This window comes from Streptomyces sp. NPDC100445 (assembly GCF_044759735.1).
In the GTDB taxonomy this organism is placed as follows: domain Bacteria; phylum Actinomycetota; class Actinomycetes; order Streptomycetales; family Streptomycetaceae; genus Streptomyces.
Window position 1 is genome coordinate 412991 of the sequence record NZ_JBIVZV010000003.1, and the last position, 16894, is coordinate 429884.

The following is a 16894-nucleotide window of genomic DNA, read 5'->3' on the forward strand; positions in this document are numbered from 1 at the left end:
CGCCACCGGGCGGTCCGCCGGGGCGGCGCCACCGGGGCGAGCCGCCGCCGTGCGGCGGGGCCCTCGCCGGTCAGGACGCCGGACCGGCGGCCGGGGGTTCCGGCCCGGGGACGAAAAAACGGGCCGGTCCGTGGGGGGGAGACGGACCGGCCCGAGGGGGGGTTTCCACCATAACCCTTCGTAAGTGATGGTGGGTGCATCGGCGCGCCACAACTACTCTCCGGAATCACGCGGCGACGCCCCGATGGTGGCGGAATGCTGGATTCAGCGGTGCGCTCCGGCCGGATCGCTGCGCAATCCCAGGCAGATCCGGCCGAATGCACGTGCATTCGTAAGGATTGGGCCATCTTGGGATGTGTCGGCGCGGCGCCCGCGCGTCCCCCCGTCGGGCGATGCCGTCAGCGCGCGGTGACGCGGCGGTCCCGCCGCCGGCCGGCGCGCGCGCTCACCGGCGGACCGGCTTGCGCACGTCGAACAGGTGCCGGGAACTGTGCGCCACGAACGGCCCGCGCGCCCCGATGTGCGCGTGCAGCTCGCGCAGGCGGGACTCGTACGCCTCGACGGTGAAACCGGGGACCATCCAGACCACCTTGCGCAGGAAGTGGACGACCGCGCCGACGTCCCGGAACTCCATCCGCAGCCGCTCCGCCCGCAACCCCACCACCTCCAGGCCCGCCGCCTCGGCATCGGCCCGCTCCCGCTCCGGGTCGCGCGCGGACCGCACCCCGGCGGGCTGCGGTCCGAGGAAGTACTCGACCAGCTCGAAGACGCTCGCCGGGCCCACGTGCTGGGCGAAGTACGTGCCGCCGGGCCGCAGCACCCGGGCGATCTCGTCCCAGTGGGGGCGCACCGGGTGCCGGCTGAGCACCAGGTCGAACGTCCCGTCCGCGAACGGCAGCGGCGCGTCCTCCGGCGCGGCGACCACCGCCACACCGCGCGGTCTCAGCAGCGCCGTCGCCCGGGCCACGTTCGGCGGCCAGCCCTCCGTCGCCGCGAGCAGCACCGGCCGGTCCGGCTCCGCCCGGCCCAGCGCGAAGTCCAGCACCTCCCCGCCACCGGTCTGGACGTCCAGCGCGGCCCCGGCGCCGGCCAGCCGCTCCCCGGCCGAGCGGGCGTACCCCCACGAGGGGCGCGCCTCGGTGGCCCGCCCCTCGAACCAGGAGAAGTCCCATCCCTCGGTGGGTACGGCGGCACCTTCGGCCACGAGGTCCTCGAACGAGCGGTCCACCGTCATCTCTCCATGCTCCCGCCGGCCGCGGGGGCGGGCTCCCCGAGGGCCAGCAGTACGTGCTCGCGCTCCCCGTCCCGGACCGTGCCGATCCGCTCGAAGCCGTGTCTTCCCAGCAGCCGGACGGAGGCGGTGTTGCCGGCGAACGGGTCGGCGTACAGCGGACGCACCCGCTCCAGCTCCAGGAAGAGGCCGAGCGCGCGGGTGCCGACGCCGCGGCCCCAGAAGGCCCGGCCGAGCCAGTACCCGACGTACCGGCGGCCGTCCATGGTCCACGACACGACGCTGCCGGCGACCTCCCCACCGACCGTGACCGCCCGCACCAGGGAGTCCGGGTCCGGCAGCACCCGCTCCCGCCAGTGCCGGAAGAAGGCGTCCCGGGGCCGGGGCGTGAACGCCGAACGCCGGACGGCTACCGGGTCGTGCTCGTAGCCGAAGAGGATCTCCAGATCCTCGTCCGAGACGTTCCGCAGGGCGACGGTGTCGGATGCTTCGGTCATGCGGGCAGTGTGGCAGGCGCCACTGACAACGCCCCTGTCGTTCACGGCAGCAGGGGCCTGACCCGCTCGGCGGCGAAGCGCACGAAACCCTCCGGGTCGGGTTCGTCCGCCGTCGGCTGGAGGACGACGGTGTCCGCCCCGGCCTCCGCGAGGCGCCGCACGGCCGCGGCCACTTCGGCGGCGTCCCCCGCCACCCCCACGTCCGGCACCGACGCGACCCCCTCGGCGGCGAGTTCGGCGCGCAGCCGGTCGGCGGCGCCCGCCCCCGTGGCGGCCAGGAGGTAGACGACCACCCGGTGGTGGCCGTCGCGCCCGGCGGCCCGCCGCCCCTCCTCGGCGAGCCGCCGGGCCCGCCGTACGCCGTCCACGGAGGTGGTCGCCGTCAGCAGGGTGCCGTCGGCCTTCTCACCGGTGAGCCGGAGGGTGCGGGGGCCGGTGCCGCCGGCGAGCACGTCGACCGGGTGCGGCGGGGGCCAGTCGAGGGCGACGTCGTCCAGCCGGACGTACCGTCCGCGCACGCTGACCCGCTCCCCGCGCAGCAGGGCGCGCAGTGCGTCGAGGTGCTCACCGAGCAAGGCGAGCGGCGAGTCGGCCCGGGCGCCGACCTGCCCCATCCAGTCCTGCACCCCGTGGCCCACCGTCAGCACGGCCCGGCCGGGGAACAGGCGCTCCAGGGTGGCGGCCTCCATGGCGGTGACCGCCACGTTCCTGAGCGGCACGGGCAACAGGCCGATGCCGACCCGGACCCGCTCGGTCCAGGCGAGCGCCGCGGCGGCCGTGGACACCCCGCCCTCCAGGAAGCAGTCCTCCCACAGCCACAGCTCCTCGATCCCCGTCTCGTCCGCGAGGCGGGCGACGGCCCGCAGCCGTTCGGGCGGGAGCTGGGGACGAAACACGACACCGAATGTGGTCATGGACCCTTCGTAGTGGGGAGGACGGAGGAAGGGCAACGCATTTACGCACGGGGGGCCGTCCCGCTCCCCGTGGGGGAGGGAGACGGCGCATGCGGAAGGGCACGGGCACGGGCGGGGGTGCGCGGGGGGCCTGGGGCCGGAAGCGGGGTGGGTGGCGGCGGGACGGGCGTGGTCTGCTGGTCCTGCGGGCCGGTACCGGGGAGGCGCTCGGCGCCGCCGTCCCCCTGGAGATCGCCGCCTCCTACCGGGCGCGGACGCGGGGCCTCCTGGGCCGGGACGCGGTCGACGGGGTGCTGCTGCTGACACCGGCGAGCGGGGTGCACACGTTCGGGATGCGGATCCCCATCGACGTCGCCTACCTGGACCGGCGCCTGACCGTGCTCGCCGTCCGCACGATGCGCCCGGGCCGCCTGGGCCTGCCCCGGCCGCGGGCCCGGCACGTGCTGGAGGCGGAGGCCGGGGCGATGGCGAGGTGGGGGCTGCGGCCCGGGGTGCGGGTGGAGGTGTCCGTCGGGTGAGGGACGGGGCTCACGGCCCGGTGCGCGGGAAGGACACCTCCACCCGGCGGTTCTTCTTCCGGCCGGCCTCGGTGGAGTTGTCGGCGATCGGGTACTGCTCGCCGTAGCCGCGGACGTCGAACGTGACCCCCGGGTCGTCGAGATCCTGGTCCAGGACGGCCTGCACGGCGTCGGCGCGCTTGCGGGAGAGGACGTCGCCGTGGGCGGCGGAGCCGAGGTCGTCGGTGAAGCCGAAGACGCGGACGCGGGTCGCGTGCTGCTTCCTGATCTCCTCCACGATGACCGAGACACGGGCCTTCGCCGCGCCGCCGAGTTCGGCGCTGTCCTTGCCGAAGAGCACCTCGGCCTGGAGCGCGAAGGTGACGTCGGCGTTGGTGTCCTCGCGCCGTTCGTCCCCGCTCTGGTCCTCCACGACCGACTTGATGTCCAGCACCTTGGCCCCGGCCAGCGTGGCGCCCTCCGGGAGCTTCAGGTCCGGATCGGTGGGGTCCACCCGCACCGGGGCGGCGGCGGAGGGGGCGGTGCCGGGCGGGGCGCTGGGACCGGCGTCGTCGGCGACCGCGGGGGCGGCGTGCGCGTACGCCGCGAACAGCAGGACGGCGGCCGTGAAGGCGAGCCGGGGCGTGGTGGTCACTGCTGCCTCACCCGGAGATCTTGATGGTGGCGGAGGAGAAGGTCGGCAGCTGGAGGTCCACCTCGGACGCGGTGGCGGGCGGCGCCGGGAACTGCATGAAGACCGCCAGGTCGGCGCCTGCCCTGAGGGTCGAGAAACCCGTCGTCGTCAGGGGGCGGCCCTCGGTGTCGCGCAGGACGTAGTACCGCTTCTTGCCCCGGGGGTCGATGAGCGTGGCGCCGCCCAGGGATCTGCCGTTCCTGAGGATCTCGGTCTCGTTGCCGCTCAGGGCGGAGGGGATGACGACGCTGCCGGCCCCGTCGTTCTTCAGCGTGCCGTTGACGGTGACGAAGCCTCCCGAGTCGCGTTGCGCCGACGTGACCTGGAGCAGGAGTCCGTCCGAGCCCTTCAGTTCGGCGAGCGGTCGCTCGGTACGTCCTTCCTGGGCGCTCGGGCCGGAACCGGTGGCCTTGGAGGCCGACGCCGAACTGTGGGGCTTCTCGTCGTCACCGCCGCTTCCCCCGCAGCCGGCCGCGCCGACGGCCAAGCCGGCCGCGACCGACCACGCGACCACCCCCCTGCGGACCTTCGCAGTCATCCGAATGCTCATCGCTCCGCTTCCTTCGTCACTCATCGTTCGCTTGTCAGCCGGCCCAGATGGACGTCGAAGAGGTCCTCGGGCTTCGGCAGGTCCGACGGATCGTCGGGATCCGGCTCCCAGACCGTGCCCCCGTCGCAGCTCAGCCGCGGCAGCGCGTCGCCCTTCACCCCTTCGTGGGGCGGGTCGAAGCTGCACAACCGGTCCACCACTGCGGTCGCGGACGCCCTGGACCTGAAGTTCTCCGTCCCGGGCACGACGGAACGGCCGACGGACTTGTTCGTCTCCACGTCGACCTCGTACGTCAGTGCCTCCGGTGACCCACAGGCTCTCAGGAGGGCGTCGTTCTGCGCGGCGAGCTGTCCGGCCCGCGGGCACGGGTCGTCGACGGGCACCCTGCCCTCGAAGACGTCCTGCCACTTCGTCGGGTCGGTCAGCACGCGCAGCCAGTCGGCCGTGAGCTGGGCACGGGCGTCCTGGGCCGCCGCGAGCGCCGCCGCGTCGGCAGCGGTCTGGGCACCGCTGCGGTTCACCGCGCCCTGGCCGACGGCGAGGTAGGCCAGAGCAAGAAAGAGCAGGCCCGCCACCACCGTGAGGTAGATGGGGAAGGCCTGCCCCGAGTCGTGTCGTGGCGGAATCAGCCGCCGGTGACCTGGGCGATCTTCTGGGTGATCGCGTCGTAGATCGACTGGCCGATGCTCGTACCCGTGATCGCCAGCACGATCGCCACCACCACGGCGATGATGCCCAGGTACTCCACCGCGGTCTGTCCCCGGTCGTCGCGGGCCGCACGGGACCGTAGGTACGCGACGGTGGTGTGGAACCATCTGCTCACGGTGTTCCCCTCCAGCTTGGCCTCGGTTGCCGGCAGCGTACGGCGCGGCGCCCGGCCCGTCGGAGGGTCCCAGGGCCCAGGGGCGGGCCCAAATCCGGGTGGGGGTGTTCGGGCGGGGGGTCATGTCAGGAGACCCCCAGCCACTTCGCCGTCGCCTGGGAGCGGGTGGTGCTGTGGAGCTTGGCGAAGATGTGGTTGATGTGGTTCTTGACCGTCTTCTCGCTGATGAAGCAGGCCGCGGCGATCTGCTGATTGGTCATGCCGGACGCGATGAGGTCCATGATCTCCGCCTCCCTGGTGCTCAGCCGGAACCGCGGTCGGGTCGACTGTCCCACAGGGCGTTGCAAACGCGAAAGCGGTTCGGCGGAGAAAACCGTTTCGGTGTCGGGAGATTGCTCCGCGCCGTGTGCTGGTGCACCTTCGCTCAGCCCGGTCAGGAGGGCGCGTGCCGCGCCCGGCGTGACGTGCGGCCGTCCCTCGCGCACGTCCCGTACCGCCCTCACCAGCTGCTCCGTCGTGAACTCGCCGTGCACCAGGTATCCCCCCGCTCCCAGCCGCAGTGCCTCCCGCACGGTCTCCGTCTCGTGGCTGTAGGTGAGCATCATGACGGGGGCGAGCCGCACCAGGTGGGGCAATGCCGAGATTCCGTCGACCCCGGGCATCCGGACGTCGAGCAGGACGACGTCCGGCCGGTGCCGCAGCGCCGCCTCGTACGCCTCGCGGCCGTCCGCCGCCTGAGCCACCACCGTGGTGTCCGGGCGGCCGGACAGCAGGGCCGTCAGTCCCGCGCGGACCACGGGGTTGTCGTCGGCGACCAGCAGCCGCAGCGGCGGCGGGTCCGGCGCCGACGGCGGGAAGTCCGGCCGGGGTTCGCTGTGCGAGGCGCGCACGGTGGCTCCTCTCAGGCTTCCTGGGGAACGGGGCCGGCCGGCGGCAGGCGGAGGTCCAGGCGTACCTCCGTGCCGCGTTCGTGGCCGCCCCGCCCGATCCTGATGCGGGCGCCCGCCTGCGCGGCCCGTTCGACCATGCCGAGCAGGCCGAAGTGGCCCGCGTCGCGGAGCCGTTCCAGGGCGGTGCCGGGCGGGAGGCCGGTGCCGTCGTCGTGGATCGTGAGGGTCAGCAGGCCGCCGTGGACCGCGGCGCGGACGTCAACCCGGGTCGCGGACGCGTGGCGGTGGGCGTTCTCCAGCGCCTCGGTGGCGATGGAGAGGACGGGGCGGGCCACGGTGGCGGGCAGGGACGGGAGCGCGCCGACGTCCTGGGGCCAGTGGCAGGTCACCCGGAGCCCGGTGCGGGCGGCGAAGGCGCGCGCGTGGTCGGACAGGGCGGGCCACAGGGGGACGGCCGCCGCCGGGTCCGGCGGGTGGCGGCGCAGGTCCGTCAGCAGTTCCCGGGACTCCGCCGCCGCCCTGCGCGCCGAGCGGGAGACCAAATCCGCCTGTTCCCGGACCCGGGTTGGGTCGGGCGGCTCCGCCGCGGCGGTGACCGCGAGACCGTCCGCGGCGAGCGCCACGCCGTACAGGGTCTTGGCCACCGAGTCGTGCATCTCGCGGGCCAGCCGGGCGCGTTCCGCGCTCACCGCCTCCGTCGCCGCGAGCCGGGCCTGGACGGCCGTCAGGGCCTGGGTCGCGGCGCCGAAGCGGAGCATCAGGCCGCGCAGGGTGGAGCCCATCGCGCCGGTGATGACGCACAGGCCGGGCAGGAGGAGGGCCTCGGCGACCGGGGCGTGCCGGCCGGCCTTCAGGGTGGTGTGGACCAGGAGCAGGATCAGGGCCTCCAGGGAGGCGAAGCCGGCGGCGCCGCGCCAGCTGTAGACCAGGCCGGCCAGGAGCGGGGTGCAGACGCTGACGTAGGCGAGGGTGGTGTCCGGGCCCGCCGAGACGAGGAGGAAGGCCCCGCAGAGGGTGTCGGCGGCCAGGAGGCTGGGGTGGCGCAGGAGGAGGGGGCCGAAGCGTTCCCAGTCGCGCAGCAGGACGTAGGACACCATGAAGGTGACGACGACGGCGGCACCGACCAGCCGGACGCCCAGGCCGGGGGCGGCGTTGAGGAGGGCGGCGGGGGCGGACAGGGCCGTCATCGCCAGGCGGAAGCCGAAGACCTGCCGGCAGAGCGCTTGGAGGGCCCGCAGCTGGAGCTTCTCGGACGGTTCGGCGGGAGCGGCCGCCGGTGCCGCGGCGACCCCGGGTTCCAGAGGCTCCCCGGGTTCCAGGGGCTCCCCGGGTTCCAGGGGCTCCCCGGGCTCCCCGGGCTCCCCGGGTTCCGTGGGTTCCGTGGGTTCCGTGGGCTTCCTCGGTGCCAAGGACTCCCCAGGTTCCGTGGGCTTCCCAGGTGCCAAGGACTCCCCAGGTTCCAGAGGCTCCCCGGGTTCCAGGGGCTCCCCGGGTTCCAGGGGTCCTCCAGCCACCCGGTCCTCGCCGGGGCCCGCATGCCGCGGTGCCGCGCCGCCGGGCACCGTGTCCCGTAAGGCCGCGTCCTCCCGCGCCTCGGCCGGGGAGTCGGTGCCCGCGGACGGACGCGGCGCCTCCGGCCGCGCCGGTCCCGCCGGTCCGCCCCCCGCCGCCCCGGCCCCCGGCCCGGTTCCCGTCCCGGCGCGGTGGGTCAGGCGGCGCCAGGCGGCGGCGCCCGCGCCGGTGCGGCCGGTGTGTCCGGGCAGGGTCACCGTCATCGCCGCCCTCACTTCCCCGTGAGCGAGCCGAAGTCGACCCCGGAGCCCAGCAGCAGTCCCGCGCCCAGCAGGAGCATCGTGGCCGGGACCATGAACGTGGTGATCATCAAGGTGGCCTTGGGTACGGCCCGGGCGGCCTTGCGGCGGGCGTTCTGGGCGTCGGTGCGGCGCATGTCCCGGGCCAGCGAGACCAGGGTGTCCACGATCGGGGCGCCGAGTTCCTCGCCCTGCTGGAGCGCGGTGACGAACATGGCCACCTGTTCGGAGTCGTTCCTGCGCCGAAGTTCGGCGAAGGCCTGGCGGCGGCTCATGCCGAGGTCCATCTGGCGCAGGGTGATGCGCAGTTCGTCCGCCCAAGGACCCTCGTAGCGGGCGGCGACCCGCTCCAGGGCCTGGCGGAAGCCGAGCCCCGCGCTGACCACCACCGCGAGCACGTCCAGGAAGTCGGGCAGTGTGCGCTCGATGACGTCCCGGCGGACCCGGATCGCCGACCAGATGCCGACCTCCGTCCAGAACGCCCCGAAGGCCAGCAGGAGCAGGGCCACGAACCACTGGCCGCGCAGGAGGAAGACGAGGAAGCCGACGCCGCCGAGTGCGCCGTAGACCGCGCGGCGGGCGGCGTAGCGGTCGATGGTGAGGCCACCGGGGTTGCCCGCCAGGTCGATCCGGCGGCGGTACCGCGCCACGCGTCGCGGCCCCATCAGGCGCAGCACCGCCGGGGCCCAGCGCATGCCCATGCGGTCGACGGCCGAGCCGACGGCGCCGGTGCGGGTGGCGCCGATCTCGAGGGCGACGGCGAGGTCGGCGGGCAGCCGGGCGTCGGCGCGGTACATGCGCAGGCCCGCGAAGGCGCCCCACACCCCGAGGGCCGTCAGCAGCGCGAGCAGGAGTGCCACGGCGTCCTCCTCAGACGTCGATCCGGCTCATGCGCCGGATGAGGACGAAACCGACGGCGTACAGGGCGAACGCGACGATCACGCAGACCTGGCCGACCGGTGAGCCGGTCATGCGGTCCAGGGCGCCGTCCCGGACGCCGTTCATGAGGAACAGCGCGCCGATCCCGAGCACGGGGACGGCGTACGAGGTCATGGTGACCTGGGAGAGCTGGGTGCGGATCTCGCGCCGGGTCTCCTTGCGTTCCTCCAGGGTGTCGGTGAGGTTGCGCAGGGCGGAGACCACCTGGCCGCCCGCCCGGTTGGACAGGACCAGGGTGGTGACCAGGACGACCAGTTCGCGCGAGGGCAGCCGGTCGGCGAGTTCGCCGAGGGCGTCGTCGAGGGAGTGGCCGACGGCCAGCTGGTCGGCGACCTTGCCGAGTTCCTCGCCCGCCGGAGCCTCCAGTTCCTCGGCGGCCATGCCGATCGCGGTGCGCAGGGCGAGCCCGGCCTGGGTGGCGTTGGCCAGGATGCGGGCGAGTTCGGGGAGTTGGCCGATGAAGCGTTCGATGCGCTTGCGGCGCTGCCAGTTGAGGAACTGGACGGCCGCCCAGATGCCGAGAAGTCCGGCGAGGGGGCCGAAGAAGGGGGCCAGGGCGGCCTGGCCGATCAGCCAGAGCGCGGCGACCGTGAAGAGGACGCCGGCGGTGAACTCCCCCGCGGTGACGTCGAGGCCGGTGGCGGCGAGCCGTTGTTCGAGCCGGCGGCCGGGGCGGGTGCGGCGCACGCGCCGGTCCAGGTCGCGGAAGTGGCGCCGGCGGCCGGCCGGCGGGAGCGCGCCGGTGTGGGCGAGGCGGTCGGCGAGGGCGGCGCGCCGGGCCCGGCCCGAGGCGTAGAGCTGGCCGCCGGCGACCGCCAGCACGCAGGCCAGCAGCGTCACGCCGGTGGTGAGCTGGACGAGGGTGCGCAGTTCCATGGTCCTACCTGGCTTCTCGGGTGGCGAGCTGGTCCGCGTGCCGGGCGACGCCGAAGGCCTGCGGGACGGGCTGGCTCGCCATGTAGAGGCGGTCGGCGGTGCGGCGGGGCAGCGGGAAGTACCGGAAGGTGCCGTGGACCCGGCCGTCGGGCGTCATGGGCCGGGCGTCGAACCGGGCGACGGTGGCCAGCCGGTACGGCTCCCCGCCGTGGCTGTCGAGCAGCGCGATCTCGGTGATGCGGCGGGCGCCGTCGGCGAACCGGGTGAGCTGGACGATGACGTCGACGGCGCTGTTGATCTGGTCGTGCAGGGCGACGAAGGGGACCTCGACGTCGGACATGGAGGCCAGGGTCTGGAGCCGGGTGAGGGCGTCCTCGGCGCTGTTGGCGTGCACGGTGGCCAGGGAGCCGTCGTGGCCCGTCGACATCGCCTGGAGCATGTCCAGGGACTCGCCGCCGCGGACCTCGCCGACCACGATCCGGTCCGGGCGCATGCGCAGCGAGTTGCGGACCAGGTCGCGGATGGTGATCTGCCCCTTGCCCTCCACGTTCGGCGGCCGGGACTCCAGGCGCACCACGTGGGTCTGCTGGAGCTGGAGTTCGGCGGAGTCCTCGATGGTGATGATGCGTTCGTGCGGGGGGATCAGCCCGGACAGGGAGTTCAGCAGGGTGGTCTTGCCGGTGCCGGTGGCGCCGGAGACGATGATGTTGAACTTGGCCTGCACCAGCCCGGCCAGCAGGTACACCATGTGTTCGTCGAGCGAGCCGAAGCCGATCAGTTCCTGGAGGGTGAAGGAGCGCGGGAAGCGGCGGATGGTGAGGACGGGGCCGGTCAGGGAGAGCGGCGGGATGATGACGTTGACGCGTTCGCCGGACGGCAGGCGGGCGTCGACCATCGGATTGGACTCGTCCACGCGGCGGTTGACCGTGGAGACGATGCGTTCGATGGTCTGCATCAGCTGGTCGGTGGAGACGAAGCGGAGCGGCAGCTGCTCGACCCGGCCGCCGCGCTCCACGAAGATCGCGTCGGGGCCGTTGACCATGATCTCGGTGACGGAGGCGTCCTCCAGGAGCGGTTCGAGGATGCCGAGGCCGAGCGCCTCGTCGACGACCCGGCGGATCAGCTGGGCCCGTTCGACGGTCGACAGGACCGGGCCCTCGCGGCTGATGATGTGCCCCAGCACGCGTTCCAGCCGGGCCCGGCGTTCGGCGGCGGCCAGCGCGCTCATCTCGGCGAGGTCGATCTCCTCCAGCAGTTTGGCCCGGTAGGAGGCGACCAGGTGCCCGTCGCCGCCCCGGCCGCCTTGGTCCTCGGGGGTGGTGATGCGTGCCCGCAGGCTCATGGGGTGCTGCTCCTCGGCTGGTGGTCGAGCGGCATGGTGGCTTGCTTGCGGGCCGGGTCGAAGGACCAGCCGGGGACGATCCGCGGGACGGACACGGTGGCGGTGACCGTCACCGACCCGGCGCCCCCACCGTCCTCGGCGCAGGACACCGACAGCGCGCCGCTGACCGCCTGCGCGCAGGCCTGCTGGGCGTCCTGGCCCAGGGATGCCGCCCGCGCCCCGGCCCGGGCCGCGGTGCCGGCCTGCTCGGCGGCGTAGGCGACGGCGCCGAGCTGGATGCCGGCCATGGCCACGATCAGCAGGACCGGGACGAACCCCAGGTACTCGATGGCCACTTGGCCGGTGTCGCGTCGTGCGCGCCGGTACGTCATCTCAGCGCTTCACCTCCTCGACCGCCCCGGCGCGGCCGGTCACCCGGACGGGGAAGTCGATCAGCCCGGGGAAGAGGACGGGTACGCGCAGCGTGACCCGGGCCGTCACGTAGCCGCTCGGGTTGCAGTCCACCTCGGCACTCCCCTTCCAGGCGGCCGACAGGTCCTTCAGTCCCGCCGCCGAGCAGGCCGCCTGCCGCGCCCCGCCCCGCGGTGCGGCGGTTCCCGCCCGCGCCGCCTCGTCCGCAGCATTCCCGGCGAGCGTGAAGGTGTACCCCACCAGTACGGCCTGCCACACGAGCACCAGCGTCAGGACGATCAGCGGTGTCATCCCGAGGAACTCGACGCTGACCTGTCCGCGGTCCCCGCGGCCTCCGCGGCCTCCGGGAGCCGCGTGGTCCCCTTCCCGTGTCATGGGCCGCTCACTCCTTCCGCCGCCGCAGTCCGGCCGCCCCGCGGCCGCTGCCGCGGTGGGTGGTCTCGCCCGGCTTCGCCAGCCCCAGCTCCGCCGCGAGCGCCCACAGCGCCTGCTTCACCGTGCTCCTGCCGTCCAGTTCGTGGACCCGTCCGGCGTCCACGACCCCCTGTAGCTCACGGAAGTTGGCGGGGACGGTGGTGCGGGCGAGGGCCGTGCCGGTGATGCGCCCGATCAGGGCGGGCTGGATCTCGGTGTTCCGCGCCTGCCGGTTGACGACGACGGTCGTCTCCTCGGCCTTGCGGATCTGGAGCCGGTCCCACATCCGCACGGTCCGTTTCGCGGCGCGTACGGCGATGACGTCCGGGGTGGTGACCAGCAGCGCGGTGTCGGCCATCTCGACGGCCACCGCGCCGGCGCCGCTGAGCTGGGAGCCGCAGTCGACGACGACGGTCTCGTAGCGGGCGCGCAGGGCGCTGACGATCTGGCGGGCGGCGCGGTCGGTGACCTCCTCGCCGCGCTCGCCCTCGCCGGGGGCGAGGAGCAGGGCGAGACCCGTGTCGTGGCGGAAGACGGCGTCGGCGAGGACGCGCGGCGAGATGTCGGTGATGGCGGCGAGGTCGACCACCGAACGGCGGAACTGGATGTCCAGGTAGGAGGCGACGTCGCCGGTCTGGAGGTCGAGGTCGACGAGCACGGTGGCCCGGCCGGAGGCCTGCGCGGCCAGGGCGAGCTGGACGGCGGTGAGGGTGGCGCCGGTGCCGCCCTTGGCGCCGCTGACCGTGACGACCGTACCGCCGGCCCCGGCGCTCACGTCGGCGCCGTGGCCGAGGTGGCGCCGTACGCCCGTCGACCACTGGGCGACGGCCTGGACGCGGCCGGCCAGTTCCTCGTACGACAGCGGGAGCGCGACCAGGCCGCGGGCGCCGGCGTCCATGGCGGCGGCGAACAGGCCGGGGCTCGCGTCGGTGGTGACGAGGACGACGCCGACGGCCGGGAAGCGCAGGGCGATCTCCCGGATCAGCTCCAGGGCCGGGACGGGACCGATGCGTTCGTGGACGACGACCACTTCGGGGAGGTCGGCCACCGACTCGGCGGCGAGCCGGGCGAGGGTGTCGACCAGCCCGGTGGAGTCACCGGCCGGAGGCTGCGGTTCGGCGTCGGGGAGCTGGCTGAGCAGGGTGGTGAGGGAGCGGACGGCGTCCGGGTCCGCGCCGGCCGGGAGGATCCTGGTGGGCATGGCCGCCTCTCACTTGTCCGTCGCGAGTTCGTAGGTGCGGTCCTTGTCGGAGACGCTGGTGTCGCTGCCGGGGGCGACGAGCGCCAGCCGGACGCGCTGGGCGAAGGACTCGGCGTAGGTGATGCGCTGGGCGTCGATGGTGGACAGCGCGAAGGTGATGGGGACGGCCTCGGTGGGCTGCTGGTCCCTGTCGCGGTCGGGGTTGAGGGCGGTGATCCGGCCGACGTCGAGGACCCGCGCGTCGGTGACGATGATCTTCGACTGGTCGGGGGCGCCCTCCTTCTTCCCCTCGAAGGTGGCGTAGACGTTGACGCGTGACCCGGGGGTGATCTTGCCGGCGACGCCGGTCGCCGCGTCGATCATGATGGCGACCTCCTGCTGGCCGGGCCGGAGGGCGGGCCGGTCCACGATCATGTCGGTCTGGAGCAGGGAACCGGGATGCAGCGTGGTCACGGCGATCTTGCCGCGGAGCTGGCCGAGGTCCGTGACGGCCTGGTCGGACAGCCACCGCCTGGGCATCCGGATCCGCTGGAACTGGCCCGTGTCCAGCGCGGTGTACGGCTTCACCTCGGACCTGACCCGGTAGGCGGTGACCTCGGGCCCGACCTTGGAGTTCGCGTCGTGGACGACGGAGAGCACGCCGGCGAACGCGCCGAGGGCGCACAGGACCGACAGGATCAGGAGTATCACGCCGCGGCGCTGACGGGAGTTCATGAACCGTGCAACCTCATTGGGGGACTCGGTCGAGCGGGATGTGGGAGCGGGGCCGGGCCGGTCAGGCCGGTGCCCGCCGGTCCGGTGCGCGGGGCGGCTCGTGGGCGGGCGGGGTGGCGGAGCAGAAGACGCAGCGGTCGCCGATGACGTCCATGGCGCACCAGTGGCAGGTGGTCCGGCGCACCGAGGTGACCAGCTGGTAGAGGACGGAGAGGTCGGCGAGGTAGCTACAGAACTCGATCAGGCGGCCGGTCCCCCACCACACCGGGGACTCGGCGGGCAGCGGGACCTCGCGCCGGCCGTGCACGTTCCACGCCGCGCCGAGTCCGGTGGCCCAGTCGCTCTCCAGCTGCCCCTTGGCGACCAGCATCCAGGTGCCGAACTCGGGTCCGTCGAGGGTGGCATCGGGGCCGACCCTGACGAGCTGGGGCTCGGGGTGGGCGACGACCGCGAACTGGCTCCCGGGCACCCAGGACCGGGCGTGCGCCTTGAGTCCGACGGGCACCCGGTCCAGCTTGGCGACGGAGCCGAGGACGGCACCGGCGTGCAGGTAGTGGGTGAGCAGCCGTCCGGCGGAGGCGAGCACGCCCGGGCTCAGGTCGCAGGAGGCCAGCTGGCGCAACTGCCGGGCCAGTACGGCGACGCCGAGGGGCGGCAGCGCGGGCCGGAACAGGGCGATGCGGTCGCTCTCCAGCAGGGAGCGCAGGGTGTGGAGCCGCCGGACGACCGGTTCCGGGGTGGCCTGCGAGCAGACGACGACGACATGGCCGTACTGCTCGGTGAGGGTGTGCAGTTCGGTCAGCGCGTGGTCCAGGGGCCGGTCGGCGAGGCCGCTCAGCACGGCGGCGGGCATGGTCCGTTCGTCCTGCGCGGGCAGTGCCATGTCGGCACTGGTCACGGCGATGGCAGTTGGCACGCGCAGCTCCCCGCTCTTCACACCCTCCGGCCCGTCGAGGTGACTCGCGTGCGCCGGACGACTTCATTGCGTGACTACCTGAGCACTGTATCCACGGGTGTATGGCCGGAGAACAGCGTTTGTGGTGCCGGTGTGGAAGTCTCGCTGCGCAAGTCCCGCCAAACCGGTACAGGTTGCTCCGGCGCCCCGGAACGGGTTTGGTCTGGACCTCTTGACACCCCGATTGGTCTGGACCAACTTGGAGGCGAGCGGTGGCCACCGCGCTCTCCCCCTCTCCCCGCCAACTCCCCACCGGAGGCTCCCCGTGGACCGCGCACCAGGCATACCCAGACCCCGCGGACGGCGCATCGCGGCGTGGTCCGCCGCCACCGCCCTCGCCCTCTCGGTGGCGGGCCTCGCCACCGCCGGCCCGGCCTCCGCGGCGGACATCAACAACGTCAGGAACGCCGGCTTCGAGTCGGGCCTGGCCAACTGGACGTGTACCGCGGGCAGCGGCGCGACGGTCTCCTCCCCCGCCCACGGTGGCACCGCCGCCCTCAAGGCCACCCCGGCGGGCCAGGGCACCGCCCAGTGCACCCAGCCGGTGGCGGTCAAGCCCAACTCGACCTACACGCTGAGCGCGTGGGTGCAGGGCGGCTACTCCTACCTGGGCGTGACGGGCACCGGCACCACGGACGTCTCCACCTGGACCCCCGACTCCTCGTCCTGGAAGCAGCTGTCGACGACCTTCACCACCGGCGCGTCGACCACCTCCGTCACCGTCTACACCCACGGCTGGTACGGCCAGGCGGCCTACTACGCCGACGACGTCTCGGTCTACGGCCCCGACGGCGGCGGCGGCAGCGACCCCGCCCCGACGGTCCCGGCGGCACCGGGCGGCCTCTCCGTGACCGGCACCACCTCCTCCTCCGTCTCCCTGTCCTGGTCCACCGTGTCGGGCGCCACCGGCTACAACGTCTACCGCGACGGCACCAAGGTGACCGCGGTGACCGGCACCTCCGCGGTGGTCTCCGGCCTGTCCGCCTCGACGGCCTACAGCTTCCAGGTCACGGCGACCAACGCCGCCGGCGAGTCGGCCAGGTCGGCGTCCGTGAGCGGCACCACGTCCACCGGCACGGGCGGCGGGGGCGGCGGGGGCGGCACCCTCCCCAAGCACGCGGTCACCGGCTACTGGCAGAACTTCAACAACGGCGCCACCGTCCAGAAGCTCTCCGACGTGCCCTCCGCCTACGACATCATCGCCGTGGCCTTCGCGGACGCGACCTCCACCCCCGGAGCCGTCTCCTTCACCCTGGACTCGGCGGGCCTCGGCGGCTACACGGCCGACCAGTTCAAGGCCGACATCAAGGCCAAGCAGGCGGCCGGCAAGAAGGTCGTCATCTCGATCGGCGGCGAGAAGGGCTCCGTGTCGGTGAACGACGCGGCCTCGGCGACGAACTTCGCCAACTCCGTCTACTCGCTGATGCAGACGTACGGCTTCGACGGCGTCGACATCGACCTGGAGAACGGCCTCAACCCGACCTACATGACGCAGGCGCTGCGCGCGCTGTCGTCGAAGGCGGGTTCGTCCCTCGTCCTCACGATGGCCCCGCAGACCATCGACATGCAGTCGACCTCCGGTGCCTACTTCAAGACGGCCCTGAACGTGAAGGACATCCTCACGGTCGTCAACATGCAGTACTACAACAGCGGTTCCATGCTGGGCTGCGACGGCAAGGTCTACAGCCAGGGCTCGGTCGACTTCCTCACCGCGCTGGCCTGCATCCAGCTGGAGGGCGGCCTCGCCCCGTCCCAGGTGGGCCTCGGCCTGCCGGCGTCCACGAAGGGCGCGGGCAGCGGCTACGTCTCCCCGACCGTGGTGAACAACGCCCTGGACTGCCTGGCCAAGGGCACGGGCTGCGGCACCTTCAAGCCGTCCCGGACCTACCCCGACCTGCGCGGCGCGATGACCTGGTCCACGAACTGGGACGCGGCGTCCGGCAACGCCTGGTCGAACGCGGTGGGGGCCCACGTGCACGCCCTGCCGTGACCTGACCCGCACCCCGAAATCCGGCGCCCGGACCCCCCACGGTCCGGGCGCCTCCCCGTGTACCCCCCGTCCCCGTTGGCCGGACATGGCCGGTCGACCCGCTATCGCTTTGCGGCCGCCGAGCCCCGAATGTGATGATCCGGCG

At 73.6% G+C, this 16894-nt stretch carries 19 protein-coding genes; 2 read left to right on the forward strand and 17 right to left on the reverse strand.

All coding sequences use genetic code 11. The features are described 5' to 3' along the window. Positions 1–445: 445 nt before the first annotated feature. From ACIQVT_RS10845 to ACIQVT_RS10855, 3 genes are read right to left on the reverse strand one after another with little or no spacing between them, the layout of a single operon-like run. On the reverse strand, positions 446–1234 hold the full coding sequence (locus ACIQVT_RS10845) for a class I SAM-dependent methyltransferase (protein WP_403750581.1): 789 nt from the start codon (positions 1232–1234) through the stop codon (positions 446–448). Continuing rightward, positions 1231–1728 (reverse strand): GNAT family N-acetyltransferase, encoded by a 498-nt coding sequence (locus tag ACIQVT_RS10850; protein ID WP_403750583.1) that lies wholly within the window; start codon positions 1726–1728, stop codon positions 1231–1233. The genes ACIQVT_RS10845 and ACIQVT_RS10850 overlap by 4 nt, the downstream gene beginning before the upstream one ends. 41 nt (positions 1729–1769) lie before the next feature. Beyond that, positions 1770–2642: an LLM class flavin-dependent oxidoreductase gene (locus tag ACIQVT_RS10855; protein WP_403750585.1), complete on the reverse strand. Its 873-nt coding sequence runs from the start codon at positions 2640–2642 to the stop codon at positions 1770–1772. Between the two features lie 89 nt (positions 2643–2731). On the opposite strand from ACIQVT_RS10855, the gene ACIQVT_RS10860 reads away from it, so the two are divergent. Next, positions 2732–3160 (forward strand): DUF192 domain-containing protein, encoded by a 429-nt coding sequence (locus tag ACIQVT_RS10860; RefSeq protein WP_403750587.1) that lies wholly within the window; start codon positions 2732–2734, stop codon positions 3158–3160. Positions 3161–3170: 10 nt separating this feature from the next. On the opposite strand, the gene ACIQVT_RS10865 is transcribed toward ACIQVT_RS10860, so the two are convergent. The 14 genes from ACIQVT_RS10865 to ACIQVT_RS10930 all read right to left on the reverse strand — a co-directional run bounded on the left by ACIQVT_RS10865 (position 3171) and on the right by ACIQVT_RS10930 (position 14687). After that, positions 3171–3794: an OmpA family protein gene (locus ACIQVT_RS10865; protein ID WP_403750589.1), complete on the reverse strand. Its 624-nt coding sequence runs from the start codon at positions 3792–3794 to the stop codon at positions 3171–3173. Positions 3795–3801: 7 nt separating this feature from the next. Then, complete coding sequence (locus ACIQVT_RS10870; RefSeq protein ID WP_403750591.1) at positions 3802–4383, reverse strand: hypothetical protein; 582 nt, start codon at positions 4381–4383, stop codon at positions 3802–3804. Positions 4384–4403: 20 nt separating this feature from the next. Then, a complete protein-coding gene (locus ACIQVT_RS10875; protein WP_403750941.1) occupies positions 4404–5012 on the reverse strand; it encodes a pilus assembly protein TadG-related protein in 609 nt (202 codons plus the stop codon). Continuing rightward, positions 5009–5206 (reverse strand): Flp family type IVb pilin, encoded by a 198-nt coding sequence (locus ACIQVT_RS10880; protein WP_121787164.1) that lies wholly within the window; start codon positions 5204–5206, stop codon positions 5009–5011. Before ACIQVT_RS10880 ends, ACIQVT_RS10875 begins: the two co-directional genes overlap by 4 nt. A gap of 125 nt (positions 5207–5331) precedes the next feature. Further along, complete coding sequence (locus tag ACIQVT_RS10885; RefSeq protein ID WP_403750594.1) at positions 5332–6096, reverse strand: response regulator; 765 nt, start codon at positions 6094–6096, stop codon at positions 5332–5334. Positions 6097–6107: 11 nt separating this feature from the next. Continuing rightward, positions 6108–7505 (reverse strand): sensor histidine kinase, encoded by a 1398-nt coding sequence (locus tag ACIQVT_RS10890; protein ID WP_403750596.1) that lies wholly within the window; start codon positions 7503–7505, stop codon positions 6108–6110. Positions 7506–7879: 374 nt separating this feature from the next. Beyond that, entirely contained in the window at positions 7880–8767 is an 888-nt protein-coding gene (locus ACIQVT_RS10895) for a DUF5936 domain-containing protein (RefSeq protein WP_403750598.1), read from the reverse strand. A 10-nt stretch (positions 8768–8777) separates the two neighbouring features. Then, positions 8778–9722 (reverse strand): type II secretion system F family protein, encoded by a 945-nt coding sequence (locus ACIQVT_RS10900; protein ID WP_403750600.1) that lies wholly within the window; start codon positions 9720–9722, stop codon positions 8778–8780. A 4-nt stretch (positions 9723–9726) separates the two neighbouring features. Then, positions 9727–11064, reverse strand: coding sequence for a CpaF family protein (locus ACIQVT_RS10905; protein ID WP_403750602.1), 1338 nt, complete (start codon positions 11062–11064; stop codon positions 9727–9729). After that, positions 11061–11435: a TadE/TadG family type IV pilus assembly protein gene (locus ACIQVT_RS10910; RefSeq protein WP_403750604.1), complete on the reverse strand. Its 375-nt coding sequence runs from the start codon at positions 11433–11435 to the stop codon at positions 11061–11063. Before ACIQVT_RS10910 ends, ACIQVT_RS10905 begins: the two co-directional genes overlap by 4 nt. 1 nt (position 11436) lies before the next feature. Then, positions 11437–11850: a TadE/TadG family type IV pilus assembly protein gene (locus tag ACIQVT_RS10915; protein ID WP_403750605.1), complete on the reverse strand. Its 414-nt coding sequence runs from the start codon at positions 11848–11850 to the stop codon at positions 11437–11439. A gap of 7 nt (positions 11851–11857) precedes the next feature. Further along, positions 11858–13090, reverse strand: a complete 1233-nt coding sequence (locus ACIQVT_RS10920) for a CpaE family protein (RefSeq protein WP_403750607.1) — start codon at positions 13088–13090, stop codon at positions 11858–11860. A gap of 9 nt (positions 13091–13099) precedes the next feature. Next, positions 13100–13804, reverse strand: coding sequence for a Flp pilus assembly protein CpaB (cpaB, locus tag ACIQVT_RS10925; RefSeq protein ID WP_403750609.1), 705 nt, complete (start codon positions 13802–13804; stop codon positions 13100–13102). A 61-nt stretch (positions 13805–13865) separates the two neighbouring features. Next, entirely contained in the window at positions 13866–14687 is an 822-nt protein-coding gene (locus ACIQVT_RS10930; protein ID WP_403750943.1) for a hypothetical protein, read from the reverse strand. A gap of 337 nt (positions 14688–15024) precedes the next feature. Between ACIQVT_RS10930 and ACIQVT_RS10935 the strand changes: the two genes are divergently transcribed. Beyond that, positions 15025–16749 (forward strand): chitinase, encoded by a 1725-nt coding sequence (locus ACIQVT_RS10935; RefSeq protein ID WP_403750611.1) that lies wholly within the window; start codon positions 15025–15027, stop codon positions 16747–16749. Positions 16750–16894: the final 145 nt, after the last annotated feature.